The sequence below is a fragment of the Acinetobacter sp. A47 genome (assembly GCF_000805455.1).
In the GTDB taxonomy this organism is placed as follows: Bacteria; Pseudomonadota; Gammaproteobacteria; order Pseudomonadales; family Moraxellaceae; genus Acinetobacter.
On the sequence record NZ_JSUS01000064.1, the window covers coordinates 45,076 to 64,050 of the forward strand.

The following is an 18,975-nucleotide window of genomic DNA, read 5'->3' on the forward strand; positions in this document are numbered from 1 at the left end:
GTATGAAGAAATTCGCCTTGAGCCTGTGTGCTGTAACTGTAATGACAATTTCTGGCTGCGCCTCGTTTGCAGATATGGCGGGAGCAGACAGTGCGACCCTAAATGCACAATCTGCACAAAGTTTTGCAAAGATGACTCAAGAAGCACGTGCTAAAAACCAGCTGGATAGCAGCTCGAGTACGTATCAACGCATCAATACCGTTTTTAACCGCTTAAAGCCTTATGCTGACCAGATGAACCAGACTGGTCAACGTTTTGACTGGCAGCTTGCAGTCCTCAAATCTGATACGGTCAACGCCTATGTTGCTCCAGGTGGTAAAGTTGTGTTCTATACCGGCATTGTCAACAAGCTCAACCTGACCAATGATGAAATTGCAGCGGTTATGGGCCATGAAATGACCCATGCCCTGGAAGAGCACGCAAAAAGTAAAATTGGTGCACAGGCTCTAACCAACCTTGCTATCGGGATTGGCAAATCCTACGCAGGTAGCAGCATTGGTGATCTTGGCAGTGCTGCAATCGATTTGGGTAGCCAGGTCGGTATTGGCTTGCCTTACTCGCGTAATCTGGAAAGCCGTGCAGATTACGGCGGTTTAATGCTGATGGCAAAAGCCGGCTATAACCCGAATGCTGCAATTAGCCTGTGGGAAAAAATGAACCGCTTAGACGGCGCTGGTGGCAGCTCGTTCCTGTCAACGCATCCATCCAATACACAACGTATCAGCGATATGCGTAAAAACCTGCCAGCTGCTCTGGCCGTTTATAATAAACGTCGCTAAACTGCCATCCACCCTTAAATGCGCCTCAGCATTTAAGGGTTTTTATTGCAAAAGACTTTAAGGCCGAATTAACCTTAAATGCAACATATGCGTTGCAACGGTATGCCGGATATGATCAGGCCGTGCCTGAAAATAACGCTCACTCAAACCGTTTCCTGATAAATCCTCGATTATTTCATATCCCATTTGAATCATGGCCTGATGCAATGTCTTTGGCCTAAACTGTCCTTTTAGTGGTTCCTTCAAGCAGCGGGTAAATTGGGACACAAACAGAACCCCTAAACGCTCTACTCCTTTAAGTTCATGATAGTCAATCGAATAGTCCAGTACCACCTCACTACCTTGAGCTGCAACCTGTGCGATACTTGCCAGTGTATGTAAAGTCGTTTGCGGTTCCAGATAATGGGTAGTCCCCAACCATGAGAAAAAAGCCGCCTGCTCTTGCCTGAATGAACTACGCGCCAGAGCATCGGCAATCGATTGCTTTTCAAAATCGATCGGCACAAACTCGACATTGGCAGGGAAATCGCCAAATTGACGTAATTTATTCTGCTTGCTGGCTTGAGTATCGGGATGATCCAGCTCATAGATCTTGAGCTCCGGAAATTGTTGTGCCTGTCGCAAGGTAAATGAATCTAGCCCGGCCCCTACCAGTACATATTGTGTCACACCACGTCCAATCGCGGCATTGAGCTGGTCTTCTGCATAGCGTGAACGCCCGACCACTTGTCCAGTCAATAAACCGAATGTACGGTTAAATACGGATGAATTCATGACTTTGACGGTAAGCGGCATGCGCAGTAAAGTTTTCCAGCCTTTACTGGTCAGCTCAAATGCAAACGGATCGGCAAAAACAGGATTGGCAGCATTTTGAAAGTGATTGGCACGTAAGGCTGCCGCCGCTTCAGCCGTGCGACTCGATTGTCCTTCTTTCATGGCATGTCCTTATATTTTTTTAACTGACAAAAAATAAGCAGCAAACTCCATCCTCAGATAAAATTTACTGCTCGGTTTATGGGCAAGCTACAAATCAGCGGGTCTTTTCAGTCTGATAGGTGACTTGGTAATCATTCAAATCAAGATGCTTCAAACGTTGCTTCAATTTTTTTAGCGACCACGGCCAAGCTGCAAAGTTACGGCCATTTGCATCCAGATAATAGCTTTTACATCCGCCTGCATTAAATACCGTTGTTTTTAGATGCTTTTGTACCAGCTCATTATGTTTCTTGATCACCTCTGGCTTGATTGACAATTTGCTAATCCCTTCATTCCTGATTTTAAGCAGGCCATCAACAATATAGTCGAGTTGTGCTTCTGCCAGTCCGATGAACGAGTCATAAACCAATACGTTCGGGCCTAAAATCAGGAAAGCATTCGGTACGTTTTCAATGCTGGTTCCCAGATATGCTTCTGGCGAACTGCTCTTCCATAAATCGTTAAGGCATTCGCCCTTTTCGTTTGAGACCCGCTTGCCGATCGGAGGATGAGACACCTCGAAACCCGTCCCCCAAATAATGACGTCCACTTCATGACGCTCGCCATTGGCAGAAACAACCGTATTGCCTTCCACTTTCACCAGTCCGTGAGGAATCAGTTTGGTATTCGGTTGCTGTAAAGCCGGGTAGTAATTGTTGGCAAACAACAAACGTTTGCAACCGATAGTAAAGTTCGGAGTTACATTTTTCCGTAATTCAGGATCTTCAACCTGGAAGCGTAAAATCAGTTTGGCCAGCTCACCGACCGGTTTTAGCACGGCTGGATTGCGTAATCCGAAATTGATTGCATTTAGCGACTGGGCAACGGTTTTACGCCAGGTTTTTTGAATCAGTGGAAACTTTTCAATCAGTGCCTTGCTCATGTCTCCCAGATCAGTGTCGGGTTTTGGTACCACCCACGGCGCCGTACGCTGAAAGACATACAGTTGTTTTGCTTTTGGCTGAATCTGCGGGACAAACTGAATCGCAGATGCACCCGTACCGATAACGGCAATACGTTTGCCTGTTAAATCATAATCATGGTTCCATTTGGCGGAATGGAACATTTCTCCCTTAAAGGTTTCCAGTCCTTCCAGTTTTGGAATTTGTGCTTCGGTGATCGGACCTGTGGCAAAAATCACGGTCTTGGAAAGAAACTGTCCCTTATTGGTATCAATTACCCAGAGATGGCGCTGTTGATCCCAGGCTGCATTCAGGAGCTCTGTACCAAATTCGATTTTTGAACTGATACCAAAGTTTTCACTGACTTCCTCAAGATAACTCAGGATTTCCGGCTGGCGTGCAAACAGATGACTCCATTTTGCACTTGGGGCAAAAGAGTAAGAATATAAGGCTGACGGAACATCACAGCCACAACCCGGATAGGTATTTTCACGCCAGGTCCCCCCAACACGGGTGGCTTTTTCGATGATCTTGTAATTGTCATAGCCGACCTGATCCAGGCGAATGGCAGTCGCAATACCAGAAATCCCTGCACCGACGATAAAGGTATCGTAAATGTGTGAGGGTAAAGCCTTTCCTTCAGCTGAATTTAATTTTTTTGCTTGAGCTGTCATTTAAAAATCCTTTCATCAATCAGTAGATGTGTTAAAGCGGCGCCTTGCCGGGTTCACATCTAAATTTCGTCATTAAACTTTGGCTTAACCTATCTTCGGAAATATGGTTTCGCATTTCCGAAAAACCGATGTCGTGGTTGTGGCCATAAGATCGGTCAAAGCTGTTCTCTGCTTGGGCTATTTCATAAACCGGTATGATGTACCCAACAATTTTGCATATAAATTTGGTGCAGTACGTTTCATCAGCCAGAACAACTTGGCATCGATTTGCGGAATGGTATACAACTCATTTTTATCCAGACGATCCAGTGTCAGCCTTGCGACCTTGTCACTGGTGGTAAAAGCCAGATTGGTCAGTGCATAGTCCAGAATGCCTTTATGCGGGACTTTGCCATTCTTGATAATGTTGGTGGGAACCAATGTCGGACAAAGTACATTTACCTTGATGTTATGCTTACGCAGCTCGGCAGATAATGTTTCCGATAAAGCCCTTACACCGGCTTTGGTCACGTTATATGCCGTCATTTCAGGCGCGGCTGTATAGGAAGCAGCAGAAGCCACATTGATAATCGCCCCGTGTCCAAGCTGTTTAAATTTCGGCACAAAATAATGGCAACCGTGAATCACTCCCCATAAATTGATATCGGAGACCCATTTCCAGTCTTCCAGCGACGTTTCATCGAACTTGCCCCCGAGGCCAACTCCGGCATTATTGATGACCAGTGTAGCCGGATGCTGCATCAATTGCTCGGCCTGCTCTGCGAGTTTTTCGACCTGCTTGGCATTGCCGACATCACACTCCACCGCAAACGCTTTACCGCCCGAGGCTTCAATCTGTGCAACAGTTTCCTTGGCAGCATCCAAGTTGATATCCGAGCAGACCACCGTACCGCCACGTTTTGCCAGTTCCAGTGCAAAACTACGTCCGATGCCACTGCCGGCCCCCGTCACCACAGCAAATGCGTTCTGGCTTGGCTTGGTTTTCTTTGCAAATAATCTCATCATTGTTTTTCCAGCAATCTGTTATGGACTTGAGCCAGGTTATGCAGACGCAGCACGCACAGGCGGTACAAACTCTTTCAGGAAATAAGGACTTAACAAACCTGTTTCAGGGTTGAGTAAACGCTCTTTGTAGTACGCCATATACGCTGTCGTATCGTGGTCATTTGGATGAAAACCCGGACGCAGGTATTCCAGAATATGCATGAAACTGCTACCAAATACGCCACGTTCGCTGCCAAATAACAATGCGGTACTTTCCACAATATCTTTCATGTAGCGCGGGTTGATCAGGTTACTTGGTTTGCGTATAAATGGCATCAGATAGCCACCCAGTGACACCCCACCTAAAATGGTCACGCTGGCCAACAGGAAACCTGTAATTCTGAGCCAGTAATCTCCGGATAATTCCAGAAACACATCGTAGGCAATATCTTTGTGCTCTGACTCTTCCAGCATATGCCACATCCACATGGCACGCTGTCTTTCATCTTGTGAACCCAGTAAATAGTCTTCATGCTGCATCATGAACTCGGCAAGAACGGCAGTGTAATGCTCAATACCGGCCATCAATGAAAGCTGTAAAGACTGAGGAAGCTTATAAATGCCATAATCAAACACCTTGCCAGCAATGGCACGCAGCAACTCCACCGGATAACCATTTTCTTTCAGGACTTCATCATTAAACTGGTTATGGATTTTGGAATGAATCGCCTCCTGACCAATAAGTGAAGTAAGCCTTTGTTTCAAGACCGGATCTTCAATAAAATCGCGGTGATGACGTGCCGTTGCAATGACGACATCTTCACCAAAGGTCAAAAAAATGGATAAGGCATGAAAATAAGACGTCGCCAGCTCTTTATTTAAAAAGAACTTTTCATCCAGTTCCGCAGGGTTGAACTTGAAGTCAAAATGGCGAATCGGAATCGGTGATTTACTCGCCAGGTTTTTAACCATCCCCTGATATTTGCTACTGAGTTTGTCTGAAAAAACATTACGAAGAACTTGAGCGACCATATCTTGATCCCCTAAAACTGCATTACAACTTAAAAGGCTTAGCCAATTTGTACATCTCTATATACAGCGAATGGATAAGATGGTTTGATTTGCATAGTGCATGACCGCAATGTAGGCAACAAGAACCAAACTGCTCATCACGCGCTGAGCTTTTTTGCCAACCCGGCGGGCATTACCATGTCTGTCACGCATACTTCATCACACCGCATTAAGCGGCTTGCACCTTTGGTGTGAACTCTTTTACAAAGAACGGATATAAAGCCCCTCCTTCTGATAAAAGTTTCTTTTCGTAGTACTCAAAGTACGCCGATGCATCATGATCATTTGGATGAAAGTCAGGACGCAAATAATCGAAAATGCGGCCTTGGGTACTTCCAAAAACACCATCTTTAGGACTAAATACCAGCTTCACACCACGTGCCGCATCTTTCCAGAATTTGGCAGTCAGCATTTCCTGAGGCTTGCGTAACAAAGGAACCCAGGTTGTGGTCATCGGGATCAGGCCAAGAATGGTGAAATAGGCAAGGAAGAAACCTGCAATACGCAAGGCATAATTGCCATTTAATGTCTGGTAGACATCATAGGCGACATCTTTATGTTCTGATTCTTCCAGCATATGCCACATCCACAAGGCACGTGTTTTGGCATCTTCCGAGAAATAAAAATTCTGCTCATGCGCCATCATGTACTCTGCCAATACCGCAGTAAAATGTTCAATACCGGCCATCAGGGACAGTTTTAAAGGCTGTGGAAATTTCAGGAAAACCAGTTCAAAGAAGGTTTCCCCAAGGAAACGGTAGAGTTTGACCGGATAGCCCAGCTCAACAATGGCATCGTTAAATTCGTTATGTAATTTTGAGTGAATGGCTTCCTGCCCGATCAGGGACGTCACACGCTGTTTTAAAACCGGATCTTTTAACAGGTCACGATGGTGACGGGCAGTTTCAATGACCAGATCTTCACCATAAGTCAAAAATACAGACAAGGTTGCGAAGAAAATCGTAGCGAACTGATTGTTCATGTAAAATGACAAATCAACTTCCTTGCCTTCAAATCCAATGGCCAGATGGCGGATTGGAATGGTTTTTTTACTCGCAAAATCAATTTGCTCAGTTATCGGGTTTGGCTTAAATAGGCTTAAACCTTTCTTGAATGTGCTGCTAATCATGGCTACACCTACCTACTCACTTGAGCGTTTTTTGCCCTTTTACATGCATTGCATCTGGTCCATTTCTTTTCGTATTCGCTTTTGCCTGTCATTTACGAAAAAACATTCGGGAGATTTTGATGGACCGGTTCCTTTACTGCAACCACTGTAAACCGATCTTATGTTCGGATTCAATTCGGGTAATTTTGTGCGGCATATTCGTGGGGTTTTTGTCGTCTTGCAGATGTATACATATGCTTTATAAAAAATCTGTAAAATTTTAAATCATCTGTTTTTTATATAATTATTAATTAGATATAAGAAAAACAAAAATAAAAACAGTTGTTTTTTAGGGAACAGGATTTCTCCTCACCTATAGTTTATTACACATTTAAAATTTAAATAAAATCATTAGTAATTTTATTTGTTCGGATTAATTCACCCCTGCTTTGCACAGATTAAGCGGCATGTTAATCTGACGTTATGTTCGGATTTTAATAAAAAATTTTATGGCAACACGCAAACCACGCCAGTCACGTGCCAAAGTCACGGTAGACACCATTATTGAAGCCGGCTTTATTGCCGTGGCAACCAACGGTACCAGCGGCACCACAACGCGACATATTGCCGATATCGCAGGCGTAAGCGTTGGCTCGCTCTATGAATATTTCAAGAACAAAGAAGAAATTTATGACGCGATGGCAAAAACCTTTGTCAAAGAAGTGCTGGATATGGTGAAAGAGCTCACCCCGATCATGATTGAACAAGAGCTAGAGCCCTTGTTTGAAATGATTTTTTATACTTTCAGAGACCTGCTCACCCGTGATGATGACCGCTACCTGATCTGCCTGCGTTACGCAACTGAACTCAAGTACGAAAAATATATCGGGCAGATCGAGATGGCCCTGATGGAAGTATTGATGAAATACATGATTCGCCATCCCCGTTACTTAAAAGTGAATAACCTGAGTGTAACCGCATATATCAGTATCAACAGCAGTATTTTTAATGTCGCACGCCATCTCATCCTGCCCAACCCCCAAATCAGTTTTGATGAGATGGTGAAAGGATTAAGCACCATGATTATTAGTTATATTGAGGCAGAACTGGCCAAGGCCGAGCCTTGAAAATCCGGCGTGCACCAGTCAGGCAGAGGTTAAAAAGGCCGTGCACCTGCCAGACTGACACGTTTTAGTAAACGGCGTTGCCCGGCAGGAAATGCGGTACGTGAATGTAAAGTCAGCTGATTATCCCAATAGACGATATCCCCAATTGTCCAGTGATGCTCATAGCGATATTTAGGCTGTACCACATGTGCCCTGAGCCGTTCCACCAGCGCAGCTCCTTTCTGGTCGTCATATCCCACCACTTCAACTTCTGTCTGTGCATCGAGATAAATCCCGCGTCGACCACTTTCCGGATGGGTGCTGACCAGTGGATGAGGAAATGCAGCACCTAAAACAGGTTGATCAGAAAAACGATATCGGGGAATTTGACTGTTATCGGTTCGTCTCAGAAATGGATTATAGGTTATCAGCTGAAGACCTTCTATTTCGTCTTTAGTTTTCTGATCAAGGTCTTCATAAGCCTGAACGGTATTGTACCAGCTGGTCACACCACCCTCGCCGGGAAGCTCAATTGCATAAAGCAATGAGCCACTGGATGGCTGCGGAGTCCAGTGATGATCACTATGCGGCGACAACTCGCCATGACCGGTATAGTCGCCCTCACCAACGGCATTGGACACAGGTACGATATCTGGCGGAACAAGGGTCTGATGATTGCTGGCCAGTACATGTACATCTGTTGGCGGGCGAAAGATCCCACCAAAATAGCTGGCAAATGCCAGAAGTTCATGGTCTTCCAGTTGTTGTGCCTTAAACACCAAAACCAAATGCGCTTGTAAAGCTTTCTTGAGCTTTAAGATAACCTCCCAGCTTTGTGGCTGGCTGGCATCCATACCTGTTACAACCGCACCTAAGGCAGCATTGATTGGTGTAATATGTATTGCCTCCACACCAGGTTTTGGATATTCATACCAGCGCGGGGCTTGGGCAATTGCAGCTGAGAGTTGTGTTGATACAGTCATTGTCGTTGCTGTTCCTGACTTAAGGGGCATTATTTTTGTTTTTATGCAAATACAGATAAAAACGACCAGTTACTGTGCCAATATATTCAACTTATCTGCTCAACAAAACCAAGTTTTTTGCATGACCTTAGGCTTTTTTATGCTGATCGCAAACGCTTTTCTATAAGCCATATTGCACCGGAAAGCTACGCCTGTCGCGGTAAGCTGATGGTAAACATGCTGTTATTGGCCGGATTGTGATATTCAATGCTGCCCCGATGTGCGATAACAATGGCATGCACCACCGCCAGTCCCAGCCCCGTTCCACCAAATTCTTTATTTCTGGACTGTTCCAGTCTAAAAAATGGCTTGAATAAATCCTGTTGATATTGCGGTGCGATGCCCGGACCATCATCGGCCACTTGCAGCATCCAGCTTTGCGATTCCATTTTCAAACTAATAGACAATTTCCCGGGATGGGCATAACGGATTGCATTATCCATCAGGGCCATCAGTACCTGCTCGATACGACGGCGGTCACAGTACACCTCAAGAGCGGCAACCTGAAGTACCGGTTCAAGCCTGGCCTGTTGCAAACGTGGCTCAAACAGTTTTAATACTTTTTCAGTCAGTGCCTTAAAATCAACCCTTTCATAATTCAACCTGAGTTGCTGGTTTTCAACCAGACTCAAGGTTCGCAGGTCTTCAACCAGATGTGACAGTCCTTCGACCTGATTTAGCAGGCTGTTAAACAAAGTTTCGTCTGCCGGAAAAACACCATCTAAAACGCCCTGTAAGCGTCCTTGCAAAATCGTGATCGGTGTTCGCAGTTCATGGGCAATGGCTGCATTCCAGACCTGGGCATTTTCTACAGAGCTTTCCAGCTTTTGCGCCATATCATTAAAGTTATGCATCAGTTCTGCTATTTCGGCAGAGTGAATCTGGCTGTCATCGGCCCGTGCAGAAAGATCACCCTGACTGATCTTTTTGGCTGCCTCAGCCAGATAGTTAATCGGCTTGATAAAACGCTGTGCCAGATGCATGCCAATGATCAATGAAATAACCGAGCCACAGAAGATCACGGTAGAAAGCCAGATCCAGTCGATAAAATGAAATTCGGTCCAGTCTTCCTGCAAGGAACTGAGGGTGATCCAGCCGACATCAATTGCATAGTTATAGATAAAATAGCCAAGTAACACAGAAAAAAGCGTCACGCTTAAATTCACAATACTTAAGGCAATAAACAGCTGTTTACTGATACCAGACTTATTTTTCATGCCAATTTTCCCGGTTCACCGCTTTGTTGCTGTGTCATGATACGCTGTTTTTTTTCATGCTTTACACACTTTTTCCACACTTCCCTGATCATTCCTCCTCAAAGCTGCCAAAAAATAGCAAAATCGAAGATGGTATACATGTGGTACTGATGCTGAATCAACAACTGAATCTGCGTAAAAAAACAGGTTTTATCCTTTTGGCGATTGTTGGAGTTTACTGGATCGCTTTTCCGATTGTCCCTTTTCTGGACATTCCGCACAAAGCGCTGGTGATGACCACAATGGCAATTGGTGGCGAAATCCTGTTATTGATTGTTATTGCGCTGTTAGGCAAAGAATATTGGGACAAACTCAAGACTGGATTTAAACGACTGTTTTCATCGTTTAAAGTCCATAAAAAAAGTCCTGATGACTTAAATTAAAAACCGTTCCAGTCAAAAGATATTTACTACGCAGGGTGATCTAGCCGATAGCCAACCCCGCGCACATTGATCAACATCTGTTGCAGGCCCTGCTCTTCCAGTTTTTTCCTGAGCTTACTGACATGACTATCCACCGTCCGTTCCAGTGCATCGCTATCAGGTAAACAATGATTCATCAGCTCCCCGCGAGTAAAGACCTTATAGGGCTGATCGATCATCAGCAGCAAGATCTTATACTCGGTCAAGGTGAGATTCAGCATGATTTTTTTGTCCTGCTGACGGACATAAACACTATGCAAATCTGTATGAATCTCAATATTTTTATAAAGCAGGTTTTTATGTTGAACTTGCTGATTTTGTTGCGCCCTTCTCAGCACGGCCTGTACACGTGCCACCACTTCATTGGGATTAAAAGGCTTAACCACAAAATCATCGGCACCAATGCGCAAGGCCATGACTTTATCAATATCCTGATCTAGCGCTGTCAGCATAATGACGGGCGTTTGAGCCTTCTGGCGGATTTTGCCCAGTACGTCCCAGCCATTGAGCTCAGGTAACTTGATATCGAGCAAGATTAAATCAACAGCTTGTGCTGCATGAATTTCTATTGCCTGCTTGCCATTCATGGCACGAAGCACCTGCATGCCTTCGCGTTTCAAATAATGCTCAATGATATCGCCAATCTCGTATTCATCTTCTACGACCAGAATCTGCTTATCGCGGCAATCAAAAGAAAATGAGGCTTCAAACATGAATCAGTCACCGGATAATTACAATCATTTGAAATGATACGCCGATTTCCCTGTCAATCTCCACACTTTTTCCACACTTCAGTGATGGTCAGTACACACAGCCCGAAAATAATAGCAGCATCAAAAACTCCCTAGGTCTGGATAGCATGCAAAAGCAGCTCTTACTTCCCTTATTTTTATCCATCGGACTGGTATTGCAAGGCTGCGGTTCCGAGCAGGCAAAGCCCGCTGAAACACCGCTTGCCAAAGTCAGTGTTATTAGCATCCAGCCGCAATCGGTGAACTTTAGTGAAAACCTGCCCGCCCGTGTACAGGCGTACCGGACAGCAGAAATCCGTCCCCAGGTTGGCGGCATTATTGAAAAAGTCCTGTTCCGGCAAGGCAGTGAAGTCAAAGCCGGACAAGCACTTTATAAAATTAATGCCGAAACCTTTCAGGCCGATGTAAACAGCAACAAAGCCTCGCTAAACAAGGCTGAAGCTGAGGTCGCCCGTTTAAAAGTGCAACTGGCGCGTTATGAACAGCTATTGCCAAGCAACGCAATCAGTAAGCAGGAAGTCAGTAATGCCCAGGCTGAATACCGTCAGGCCTTGGCCGATGTCGCCCAGATGAAAGCGCTACTGACCCGTCAAAACCTGAACCTGCAATATGCCACCGTGCGTGCCCCGATTTCGGGCCGTATTGGTCAGTCCTTTGTGACCGAAGGTGCATTGGTCAGTCAGGGCGATGCCAACACCATGGCTACGGTACAGCAGATCGATAAGGTCTATGTTGATGTCAAACAGTCGATTGGTGAATATGAACGTTTGCAGGCTGCACTACAACGTGGTGAATTGTCTGCCAATAATGAAAAAAGTGTGCGTATTTCCAATAGTCACGGTCAGGCCTATAACGTCACCGCGAAAATGCTGTTTGAAGATATCAATGTGGACCCCGAAACCGGTGATGTGACCATCCGGATCGAAGTCCAGAATCCTGAGCGCAAACTGCTTCCGGGCATGTATGTACGCGTCAATATTGACCGTGCTTCTATTCCGCAAGCGCTGCTTGTTCCTGCTCAGGCCATTCAGCGCAATATCAATGGTGAACCGCAGGTTTATGTCCTCAATGCCAAAGGTGCAGCAGAAGTGCGTCCAATTGAACTGGGACAGCAATATGACCAGTTCTATATCGCCAATAAAGGTCTAAAAAGCGACGATAAAGTGGTGGTAGAAGGTATCGAGCGTATCCAGCCAAATCAAAAACTTGAGATTAGCAACTGGAAAGTGCCGGCAGTACAAGGAGCTCAATGATGATGTCTCAATTCTTCATTCGCCGTCCCGTGTTTGCATGGGTGATTGCGATTTTTATTATATTGTTTGGGCTACTGAGTATTCCGAAACTCCCGATTGCCCGCTTTCCCAGCGTCGCGCCCCCGCAGGTCAATATTAGTGCCACCTATCCGGGTGCAACGGCAAAAACCATTAATGACAGTGTGGTTACCCTGATCGAAAGAGAACTGTCCGGGGTAAAAAACCTGCTCTACTATAGCTCAACCACAGATACCTCGGGTACCGCAGAGATTTCGGCGACCTTTAAACCAGGTACCGATGTAGAAATGGCACAGGTAGATGTACAAAACAAGATCAAGGCCGTTGAAGCACGCCTGCCGCAAGTGGTTCGGCAACAAGGCTTACAGGTGGAGGCCTCTTCATCAGGCTTCCTGATGCTGGTCGGGATTAACTCCCCCAATGGACAATATTCCGAAGTAGACCTGAGTGACTATCTGGTCCGTAACGTGGTGGAAGAACTGAAACGCGTTGAAGGCGTAGGTAAAGTTCAATCCTTCGGTGCAGAAAAAGCCATGCGGATCTGGGTTGATCCCAACAAGCTGGTGTCTTACGGCCTGTCCATCAGTGATGTCAACAATGCCATCCGTGAGAACAATGTCGAGATTGCACCCGGACGGCTTGGCGACCTGCCCGCTGAAAAAGGCCAGCTTATCACCGTGCCTCTCTCTGCCCAGGGGCAACTGGACAATGTCGAGCAATTCCAGAACATTAGCCTGAAAAGCAAGACCAGTGGTAGCGTGATCAAACTGTCCGATGTTGCCAGAGTCGAGATCGGCTCTCAGGCATACAACTTTGCCATTTTAGAAAATGGTCAACCCGCAACAGCGGCAGCTATCCAGCTCAGTCCGGGTGCCAATGCAGTAAAAACCGCCGAAGGTGTCCGCGCCAAAATTGAAGAGTTAAAACTCAACCTGCCTGAAGGCATGCAGTTTACGATTCCTTATGACACGGCGCCTTTTGTCAAGATTTCAATCGAAAAAGTGATCCATACCTTGCTGGAAGCCATGGTGCTGGTTTTCATCGTGATGTATCTGTTCCTGCATAATGTGCGTTATACCCTGATTCCCGCCATTGTTGCCCCTATTGCCCTGCTAGGTACCTTTGCGGTCATGCTCATGGCTGGCTTCTCGATTAACGTACTGACCATGTTTGGTATGGTGCTTGCCATCGGGATTATCGTCGATGATGCAATCGTGGTGGTAGAAAACGTCGAACGGATCATGGCAACCGAAGGACTGGCTCCCAAAGAAGCCACTTCCAAGGCCATGAAGGAAATCACCAGTCCGATTATCGGGATTACCCTGGTGCTGGCCGCTGTGTTCCTGCCGATGGCCTTTGCCAGTGGTTCGGTCGGCATCATCTATCAACAGTTTACCCTGACCATGTCGGTGTCGATTCTGTTCTCGGCATTACTGGCCTTGATCCTGACTCCGGCGCTCTGTGCCACTATCCTGAAACCGATTGACGGGCACCACCAAAAGAAAGGTTTCTTTGCCTGGTTTGACCGTAGCTTCGACAAAGTCACCAAGAAGTATGAATTGATCTTGCTAAAAGTGATCAAGCATAGTCTTCCAATGATGGCGATGTTTGTGATCATTACCGGTCTCACCTTTGCAGGAATGAAATACTGGCCAACCGCCTTTATGCCAGAAGAAGATCAGGGCTGGTTTCTGACCACTTTCCAGTTACCTTCCGATGCGACGGCTGCAAGAACGCGAGCTGTGGTGAACGAGTTTGAGAACAGCTTGAAAGACAACCCGAATGTGAAAAGCAATACCACTATTATGGGTTGGGGCTTTAGTGGCGCAGGCCAAAACGTTGCCTTGGCTTTTACCACACTCAAAGATTTTAAAGAGCGGACATCAAGTGCCAGCGAAATGACCAATGCGGTCAATGAAACCATGGCACATAGTAAAGAAGGTGCCACCATGGCGGTGCTTCCACCTGCCATTGATGAGCTGGGGACTTTTGCCGGTTTCAGTTTACGTTTGCAAGATCGTGCCAACTTAGGCATGCCAGCACTTCTGGCAGCACAAGACCAGCTCATGGCAATGGCGGCCAAGAATAAAAAGTTTTATATGGTCTGGAATGAAGGCCTGCCACAAGGTGACAATATTTCGCTGAAAATTGACCGTGCAAAACTCAATGCTTTGGGCGTGAAATTCTCGGATGTTTCCGACATCATTTCGACGTCAATGGGCTCAATGTACATCAATGACTTCCCCAATCAGGGACGTATGCAACAGGTGATTGTACAGGTGGATGCCAAGTCACGGATGCAGTTAAAAGACATTCTGAACCTGAAAGTTGCAGGTTCAAGCGGTCAACTGGTTTCTTTATCTGAAGTGGTCACGCCTCAATGGAACAAGGCACCGCAGCAATATAACCGCTATAACGGTCGCCCATCGTTAAGCATTGCCGGTATTCCGAATTTTGATACTTCCTCCGGCGATGCCATGCGTGAAATGGTGAACCTGATCGCCAAGTTACCAAAAGGCATTGGTTATGAGTGGACCGGTATATCCTTGCAGGAAAAACAGTCCGAATCACAGATGGCGTTCTTGCTTGCTCTCTCCATGCTGGTGGTATTTCTGGTACTTGCGGCACTTTATGAAAGCTGGGCCATTCCGCTTTCAGTGATGCTGGTGGTGCCTCTAGGTATTTTTGGTGCCGTGATTGCAATCATGTCACGTGGACTGATGAACGATGTGTTCTTTAAAATCGGCCTGATTACCATTATTGGGCTCTCTGCCAAGAACGCCATTTTGATCGTCGAATTTGCCAAGATGTTAAAGGAAGAAGGCATGAGTTTAATTGAGGCCACCGTTGCCGCAGCCAAACTACGTTTACGCCCGATTCTGATGACCTCCCTGGCCTTTACCTGTGGAGTGATTCCACTGGTGATTGCATCAGGCGCCAGTTCAGAAACACAGCATGCCTTGGGTACGGGCGTATTTGGCGGCATGATCTCGGCCACGATTCTGGCAATCTTCTTTGTGCCTGTGTTCTTTATCTTTGTTTTGGGCGCAGTCGAAAAACTGTTTGCTCCCAAGCAGAAAAATCCGACTTAAATGACGTTGGGTAGAGGAAACCATTTACTTTCCTCTGCCTCTACCACGCTACATCCCCCTATTTTATATGGAGAAGACCATGTCTAAAGCGACTGTCTTATCTCGTGGCCTGCTTATCTCTACACTTTCAATGGCCTTGACGGCGTGTATGAACCTGCAGGCTCCCCAGCCGATGATCAAACCGGATATTTCACAAAACTTTTCCCAAGCTCCGGCTGGGACTTCGATTGCCCATCAGGGTTATCAACAATTTTTTTCTGCCCCACGTTTATTACAAGTGATTGAAATCAGCTTAAATAACAACCGTGATTTACGTATAGCAATGCTGAATATTCAACGCGCACAACAGCAATATCAGATCAGTAAAAATGAGCAGCTGCCTACTATTGGAGCAAATGGTAGTGCGGTACGACAGGTGAATCCATCTGTAAATCCAAACAATCCCTATTCAACTTTTCAAGTCGGTTTAGGGATGACGGCTTATGAGCTGGATTTTTGGGGCCGTGTACAAAGTTTAAAAGATGCAGCACTGAACCATTACCTTGCCACCCAGAGCGCCCGAGATGCCGCCCAGATTAGTCTGGTAAGTCAGGTTAGCCAGGCATGGGTAGACTATGCCTATGCCAAAGCCAGTTTAAATCTGGCTGAACAGACCCTAACCGCACAGCTCGACGCTTATAACCTGAACAAAAAACGTTTTGATGTCGGGATTGATAGCGAGGTGCCGTTACGTCAGGCACAGATTTCGGTTGAAACCGCCCGCAATGATGTTGCGGCCTATAAGACCCGTGTTTCACAGGCACAAAACTTATTAAACCTATTGGCAGGTCAAACAGTTCCTCAGCATCTTCTGCCCCAGCAAGCTATACAAACGATTAGTGCTGAAACCAGCTTTGCAACAGGCTTAAGCAGTGATCTACTGAATAACCGTCCAGACCTAAAAGCTGCTGAATATCAATTACGTGCTGCCGGGGCGAATATTGGCGCAGCCAAGGCCCGTATGTTCCCGACTATTCGCCTGACAGGTTCAGCGGGATATGCCTCGGCAGATCTCAAAGATTTATTCAAATCAGCAGGTTTCTCCTGGTCAGTTGGCCCAAGTATTGATATTCCGGTCTTTGACTGGGGAACCCGTAAAGCCAATATTCAAATGACCGAAACAGAACAAAAAATTGCACTGGCTGATTATGAAAAAACCATTCAGTCCGCTTTTCGTGAAGTAAATGATGCCCTTGCTGCCCGTGCCCATCTGGATGAACGTTTGAATGCCCAACGCCGTTTGGTTGCTGCAACCCATACCACCTATACATTATCCTCGGCCCGTTTTAGAGCAGGTATTGACAGTTACCTGTCCGTGCTGGATGCGCAGCGTTCTGCCTATGCCGCCCAGCAAGGCTTGTTAGGACTGGAACAAATCAAGCTGAATAACCAGATTGAGTTATATAAGGCTTTGGGTGGCGGGTTATCCCGACCAGTAGCTTAAAGTTGTATCTTTTACATCCGGTTTCTAGTCAAGGCAGGTTGTGGTTTTCTTGCATGGAATTAGACATCTTGTTTTAGCTAGAAAGTTTAAATCATTTATGATTCCAATAATTTAGGTTAACAGAAACATGGGAGGGTAAAGTATGATTAGGAATATGCAAAACAAGGCCCTCCCCTGTTTTACAGGACTGGATATATAAATCAAATGAAGTTGTGATACTTGGGTCAATTGAAGCATGTGTCACAACCATTGCTTTAAGCAAAGTAGCCCAAGTTTGAAAAGCGACCGGATAAAATGGGCGGATAGAAATTGAAAAGCAATCATTGATCTTCCCATGGCCAGCCTAAAACAGCTAACAGTATGGCTTCATTGAAATAGTTGACTCAAAAGCGGCGGCTGACATTCCTCTAAAGGTGAAATATGACCTTCAATAAATTGGCAAAAAAATTCGGGTTTTTCTTATCCGCTTTCGCTGTTTTAGCAGCCTTTAATATGATAGAAAATCAAAATGTTAAAGCGAATGAACCAGCTATATTTTCCCTGGATTTAACCGATGAGGATATAAGTCCAGAAGGTGGAGGCATTGAATTACATAAAGAAGGACAACTCTGCTTACTTATCTTAAATATCTACAGAGAATCAGGACAAGAAAACTATCGTTTTAAATTTAAAAAGAATAATTTAATAGAAACATCCTATTTAAAATATAGATATCCAAACGCTTTGTTGGCTATTAATGATGATTTGCAAGAGCTTATTGCTCATGATGAAAGCCCTGACAGCAACAATAAAATGGAACTTATTAAAAATGACTTCATCGTCGGGCAAAAAAATAAAGCAATTTTGCACAAGTTTTTTTTATATCAAAAAAAAATCCCTGACGGACTTTTAAAGAAAAACTGTAATTAACATTTGAAGGTTTTCCTCTGCCAATTCGCTCAGAATGCTATAAAACCGGTACACTCAGGCATATCAATACCAACGTGACTTCCGGCTGGTCTGAGACAGCCCACGAATCTGTTATTCCCCATAAACACTTTCCCGCTGAAATAAGCTGATTTATTTCAGCGGATTCAACTTATTCGCCTAAATCTTCAAGAAAATCAAAGCTAGGAACAAAGAATAAGCTGCCTGAAACAGGGGTACTAAAATCCAGTAAGCGATCAACATGTCCGGTTTCTTTCCCCAGGAACATATTTTCCAGCATGGTTTTGGTGATGTTAAAAGAGCGTGAATAGCCGATAAAGAAAGTACCATATTCCCCTTCAGTCGGATTGGAAAATGGCATATTGGCTCTCAAGATTTTAAGCTCGTTCCCTTCAGCATCATGTGCCTTACTCGCGACATTATGCGCACTTTGCGGTTTGACATCATCACCCAGCTCGACATCATCATATTTTTTCCGGCCAATCACCTTTTCCTGTTCTTCAGTGCTTAGGCCCTTCCACATTTCCATGTTATGCAGGTATTTCTGGATAAACGCATAACTGCCACCAAGGAATTCGGCATCTTCTTGTCCGACATAGGCAATCTCTCTGGCAATTTCATGTTCAGGGTTTTCGGTTCCATCCACAAAGCCAAGAATGGCACGACCATCAAAGTATCTGAACCCCTTGGTTTCACTGATCGGATAGGTATCTGCTTTTAATTGCTCATGCAGTATTGAAGCGAGCTCATAACAAATCGCCATCTGATTGGCACGGATATGAAAGAACAGGTCTCCAGCCGTAGCGACTGCTGTATGCCTTGGCCCCTTGATTTCCTGAAAAGGCGTAAGCTCTTTGGGTTTATTATGGTGAGGAAACAGGATATCCCATGCATTCGAGCCAATGCCGACAGAGGCACTAAAATTACTGTGTGGAAAACGGTGGGTCAGGCTGCGTACCAGTGCTGAAAAATTGGCAAGGCAATCAATTACCCCGGAATGGTCAGGATTGCTATTGAGGCCGAGTACAATAAATAATGCATTTTCACCTGAAAGGTTATTGATCACAGGCTGAGGTCTTAAAGGAACATTCATAACGTTTAGGAATAGAAGAACTTAATGTTTATATCCTACACAAATCATGTACAGAAAC

General features: G+C 45.4%; 16 protein-coding genes. 7 read left to right on the top strand and 9 right to left on the bottom strand.

Annotation, left to right across the window (positions count from 1 at the left end; genetic code table 11):
- Positions 1 to 2 precede the first annotated feature (2 nt).
- Entirely contained in the window at positions 3 to 779 is a 777-nt protein-coding gene (locus OC23_RS12440) for a M48 family metallopeptidase (protein ID WP_038345177.1), read from the top strand.
- A 57-nt stretch (positions 780 to 836) separates the two neighbouring features.
- Here OC23_RS12440 and OC23_RS12445 read toward each other — a convergent pair whose 3' ends face one another.
- From OC23_RS12445 to OC23_RS12465, 5 genes are all read right to left on the bottom strand, one after another.
- Positions 837 to 1,715 carry a class I SAM-dependent methyltransferase gene (locus OC23_RS12445; protein ID WP_038345178.1) on the bottom strand — a complete coding sequence of 293 codons (879 nt, stop codon included), beginning with the start codon at positions 1,713 to 1,715 and terminating at the stop codon, positions 837 to 839.
- A gap of 94 nt (positions 1,716 to 1,809) precedes the next feature.
- Complete coding sequence (locus OC23_RS12450; protein ID WP_038345179.1) at positions 1,810 to 3,330, bottom strand: flavin-containing monooxygenase; 1,521 nt, start codon at positions 3,328 to 3,330, stop codon at positions 1,810 to 1,812.
- A gap of 177 nt (positions 3,331 to 3,507) precedes the next feature.
- Positions 3,508 to 4,332, bottom strand: a complete 825-nt coding sequence (locus OC23_RS12455; RefSeq protein WP_038345181.1) for an SDR family NAD(P)-dependent oxidoreductase — start codon at positions 4,330 to 4,332, stop codon at positions 3,508 to 3,510.
- 39 nt (positions 4,333 to 4,371) lie between these two features.
- A complete protein-coding gene (locus OC23_RS12460) occupies positions 4,372 to 5,346 on the bottom strand; it encodes a metal-dependent hydrolase (RefSeq protein WP_038345182.1) in 975 nt (324 codons plus the stop codon).
- A 208-nt stretch (positions 5,347 to 5,554) separates the two neighbouring features.
- Entirely contained in the window at positions 5,555 to 6,514 is a 960-nt protein-coding gene (locus OC23_RS12465) for a metal-dependent hydrolase (protein ID WP_038345183.1), read from the bottom strand.
- Between the two features lie 488 nt (positions 6,515 to 7,002).
- On the opposite strand from OC23_RS12465, the gene OC23_RS12470 reads away from it, so the two are divergent.
- Positions 7,003 to 7,620, top strand: a complete 618-nt coding sequence (locus OC23_RS12470; protein ID WP_038345185.1) for a TetR/AcrR family transcriptional regulator — start codon at positions 7,003 to 7,005, stop codon at positions 7,618 to 7,620.
- A 29-nt stretch (positions 7,621 to 7,649) separates the two neighbouring features.
- Here the strand turns inward: OC23_RS12470 and OC23_RS12475 are convergent, their stop codons facing one another.
- Complete coding sequence (locus tag OC23_RS12475; protein ID WP_038345186.1) at positions 7,650 to 8,582, bottom strand: TauD/TfdA dioxygenase family protein; 933 nt, start codon at positions 8,580 to 8,582, stop codon at positions 7,650 to 7,652.
- A gap of 185 nt (positions 8,583 to 8,767) precedes the next feature.
- Entirely contained in the window at positions 8,768 to 9,838 is a 1,071-nt protein-coding gene (gene adeS / locus OC23_RS12480) for a two-component sensor histidine kinase AdeS (RefSeq protein WP_038345187.1), read from the bottom strand.
- A 149-nt stretch (positions 9,839 to 9,987) separates the two neighbouring features.
- Between adeS and OC23_RS12485 the strand changes: the two genes are divergently transcribed.
- Positions 9,988 to 10,260: a transporter suffix domain-containing protein gene (locus tag OC23_RS12485; protein ID WP_038345188.1), complete on the top strand. Its 273-nt coding sequence runs from the start codon at positions 9,988 to 9,990 to the stop codon at positions 10,258 to 10,260.
- A 26-nt stretch (positions 10,261 to 10,286) separates the two neighbouring features.
- Here the strand turns inward: OC23_RS12485 and adeR are convergent, their stop codons facing one another.
- On the bottom strand, positions 10,287 to 11,012 hold the full coding sequence (gene adeR / locus OC23_RS12490) for an efflux system response regulator transcription factor AdeR (protein ID WP_038345189.1): 726 nt from the start codon (positions 11,010 to 11,012) through the stop codon (positions 10,287 to 10,289).
- Positions 11,013 to 11,158: 146 nt separating this feature from the next.
- Between adeR and OC23_RS12495 the strand changes: the two genes are divergently transcribed.
- The 4 genes from OC23_RS12495 to OC23_RS12510 all read left to right on the top strand — a co-directional run bounded on the left by OC23_RS12495 (position 11,159) and on the right by OC23_RS12510 (position 17,806).
- Entirely contained in the window at positions 11,159 to 12,304 is a 1,146-nt protein-coding gene (locus OC23_RS12495; RefSeq protein ID WP_038345190.1) for an efflux RND transporter periplasmic adaptor subunit, read from the top strand.
- Positions 12,304 to 15,414: an efflux RND transporter permease subunit gene (locus OC23_RS12500; RefSeq protein WP_038345191.1), complete on the top strand. Its 3,111-nt coding sequence runs from the start codon at positions 12,304 to 12,306 to the stop codon at positions 15,412 to 15,414. Before OC23_RS12495 ends, OC23_RS12500 begins: the two co-directional genes overlap by 1 nt.
- 79 nt (positions 15,415 to 15,493) lie before the next feature.
- Complete coding sequence (gene adeC, locus OC23_RS12505; RefSeq protein WP_038345192.1) at positions 15,494 to 16,897, top strand: AdeC/AdeK/OprM family multidrug efflux complex outer membrane factor; 1,404 nt, start codon at positions 15,494 to 15,496, stop codon at positions 16,895 to 16,897.
- Positions 16,898 to 17,317: 420 nt separating this feature from the next.
- Positions 17,318 to 17,806: a hypothetical protein gene (locus OC23_RS12510; protein WP_038345194.1), complete on the top strand. Its 489-nt coding sequence runs from the start codon at positions 17,318 to 17,320 to the stop codon at positions 17,804 to 17,806.
- A gap of 169 nt (positions 17,807 to 17,975) precedes the next feature.
- Here the strand turns inward: OC23_RS12510 and OC23_RS12515 are convergent, their stop codons facing one another.
- Positions 17,976 to 18,917 (bottom strand): Dyp-type peroxidase, encoded by a 942-nt coding sequence (locus tag OC23_RS12515; RefSeq protein ID WP_038345195.1) that lies wholly within the window; start codon positions 18,915 to 18,917, stop codon positions 17,976 to 17,978.
- Between the last annotated feature and the right edge of the window lie 58 nt (positions 18,918 to 18,975).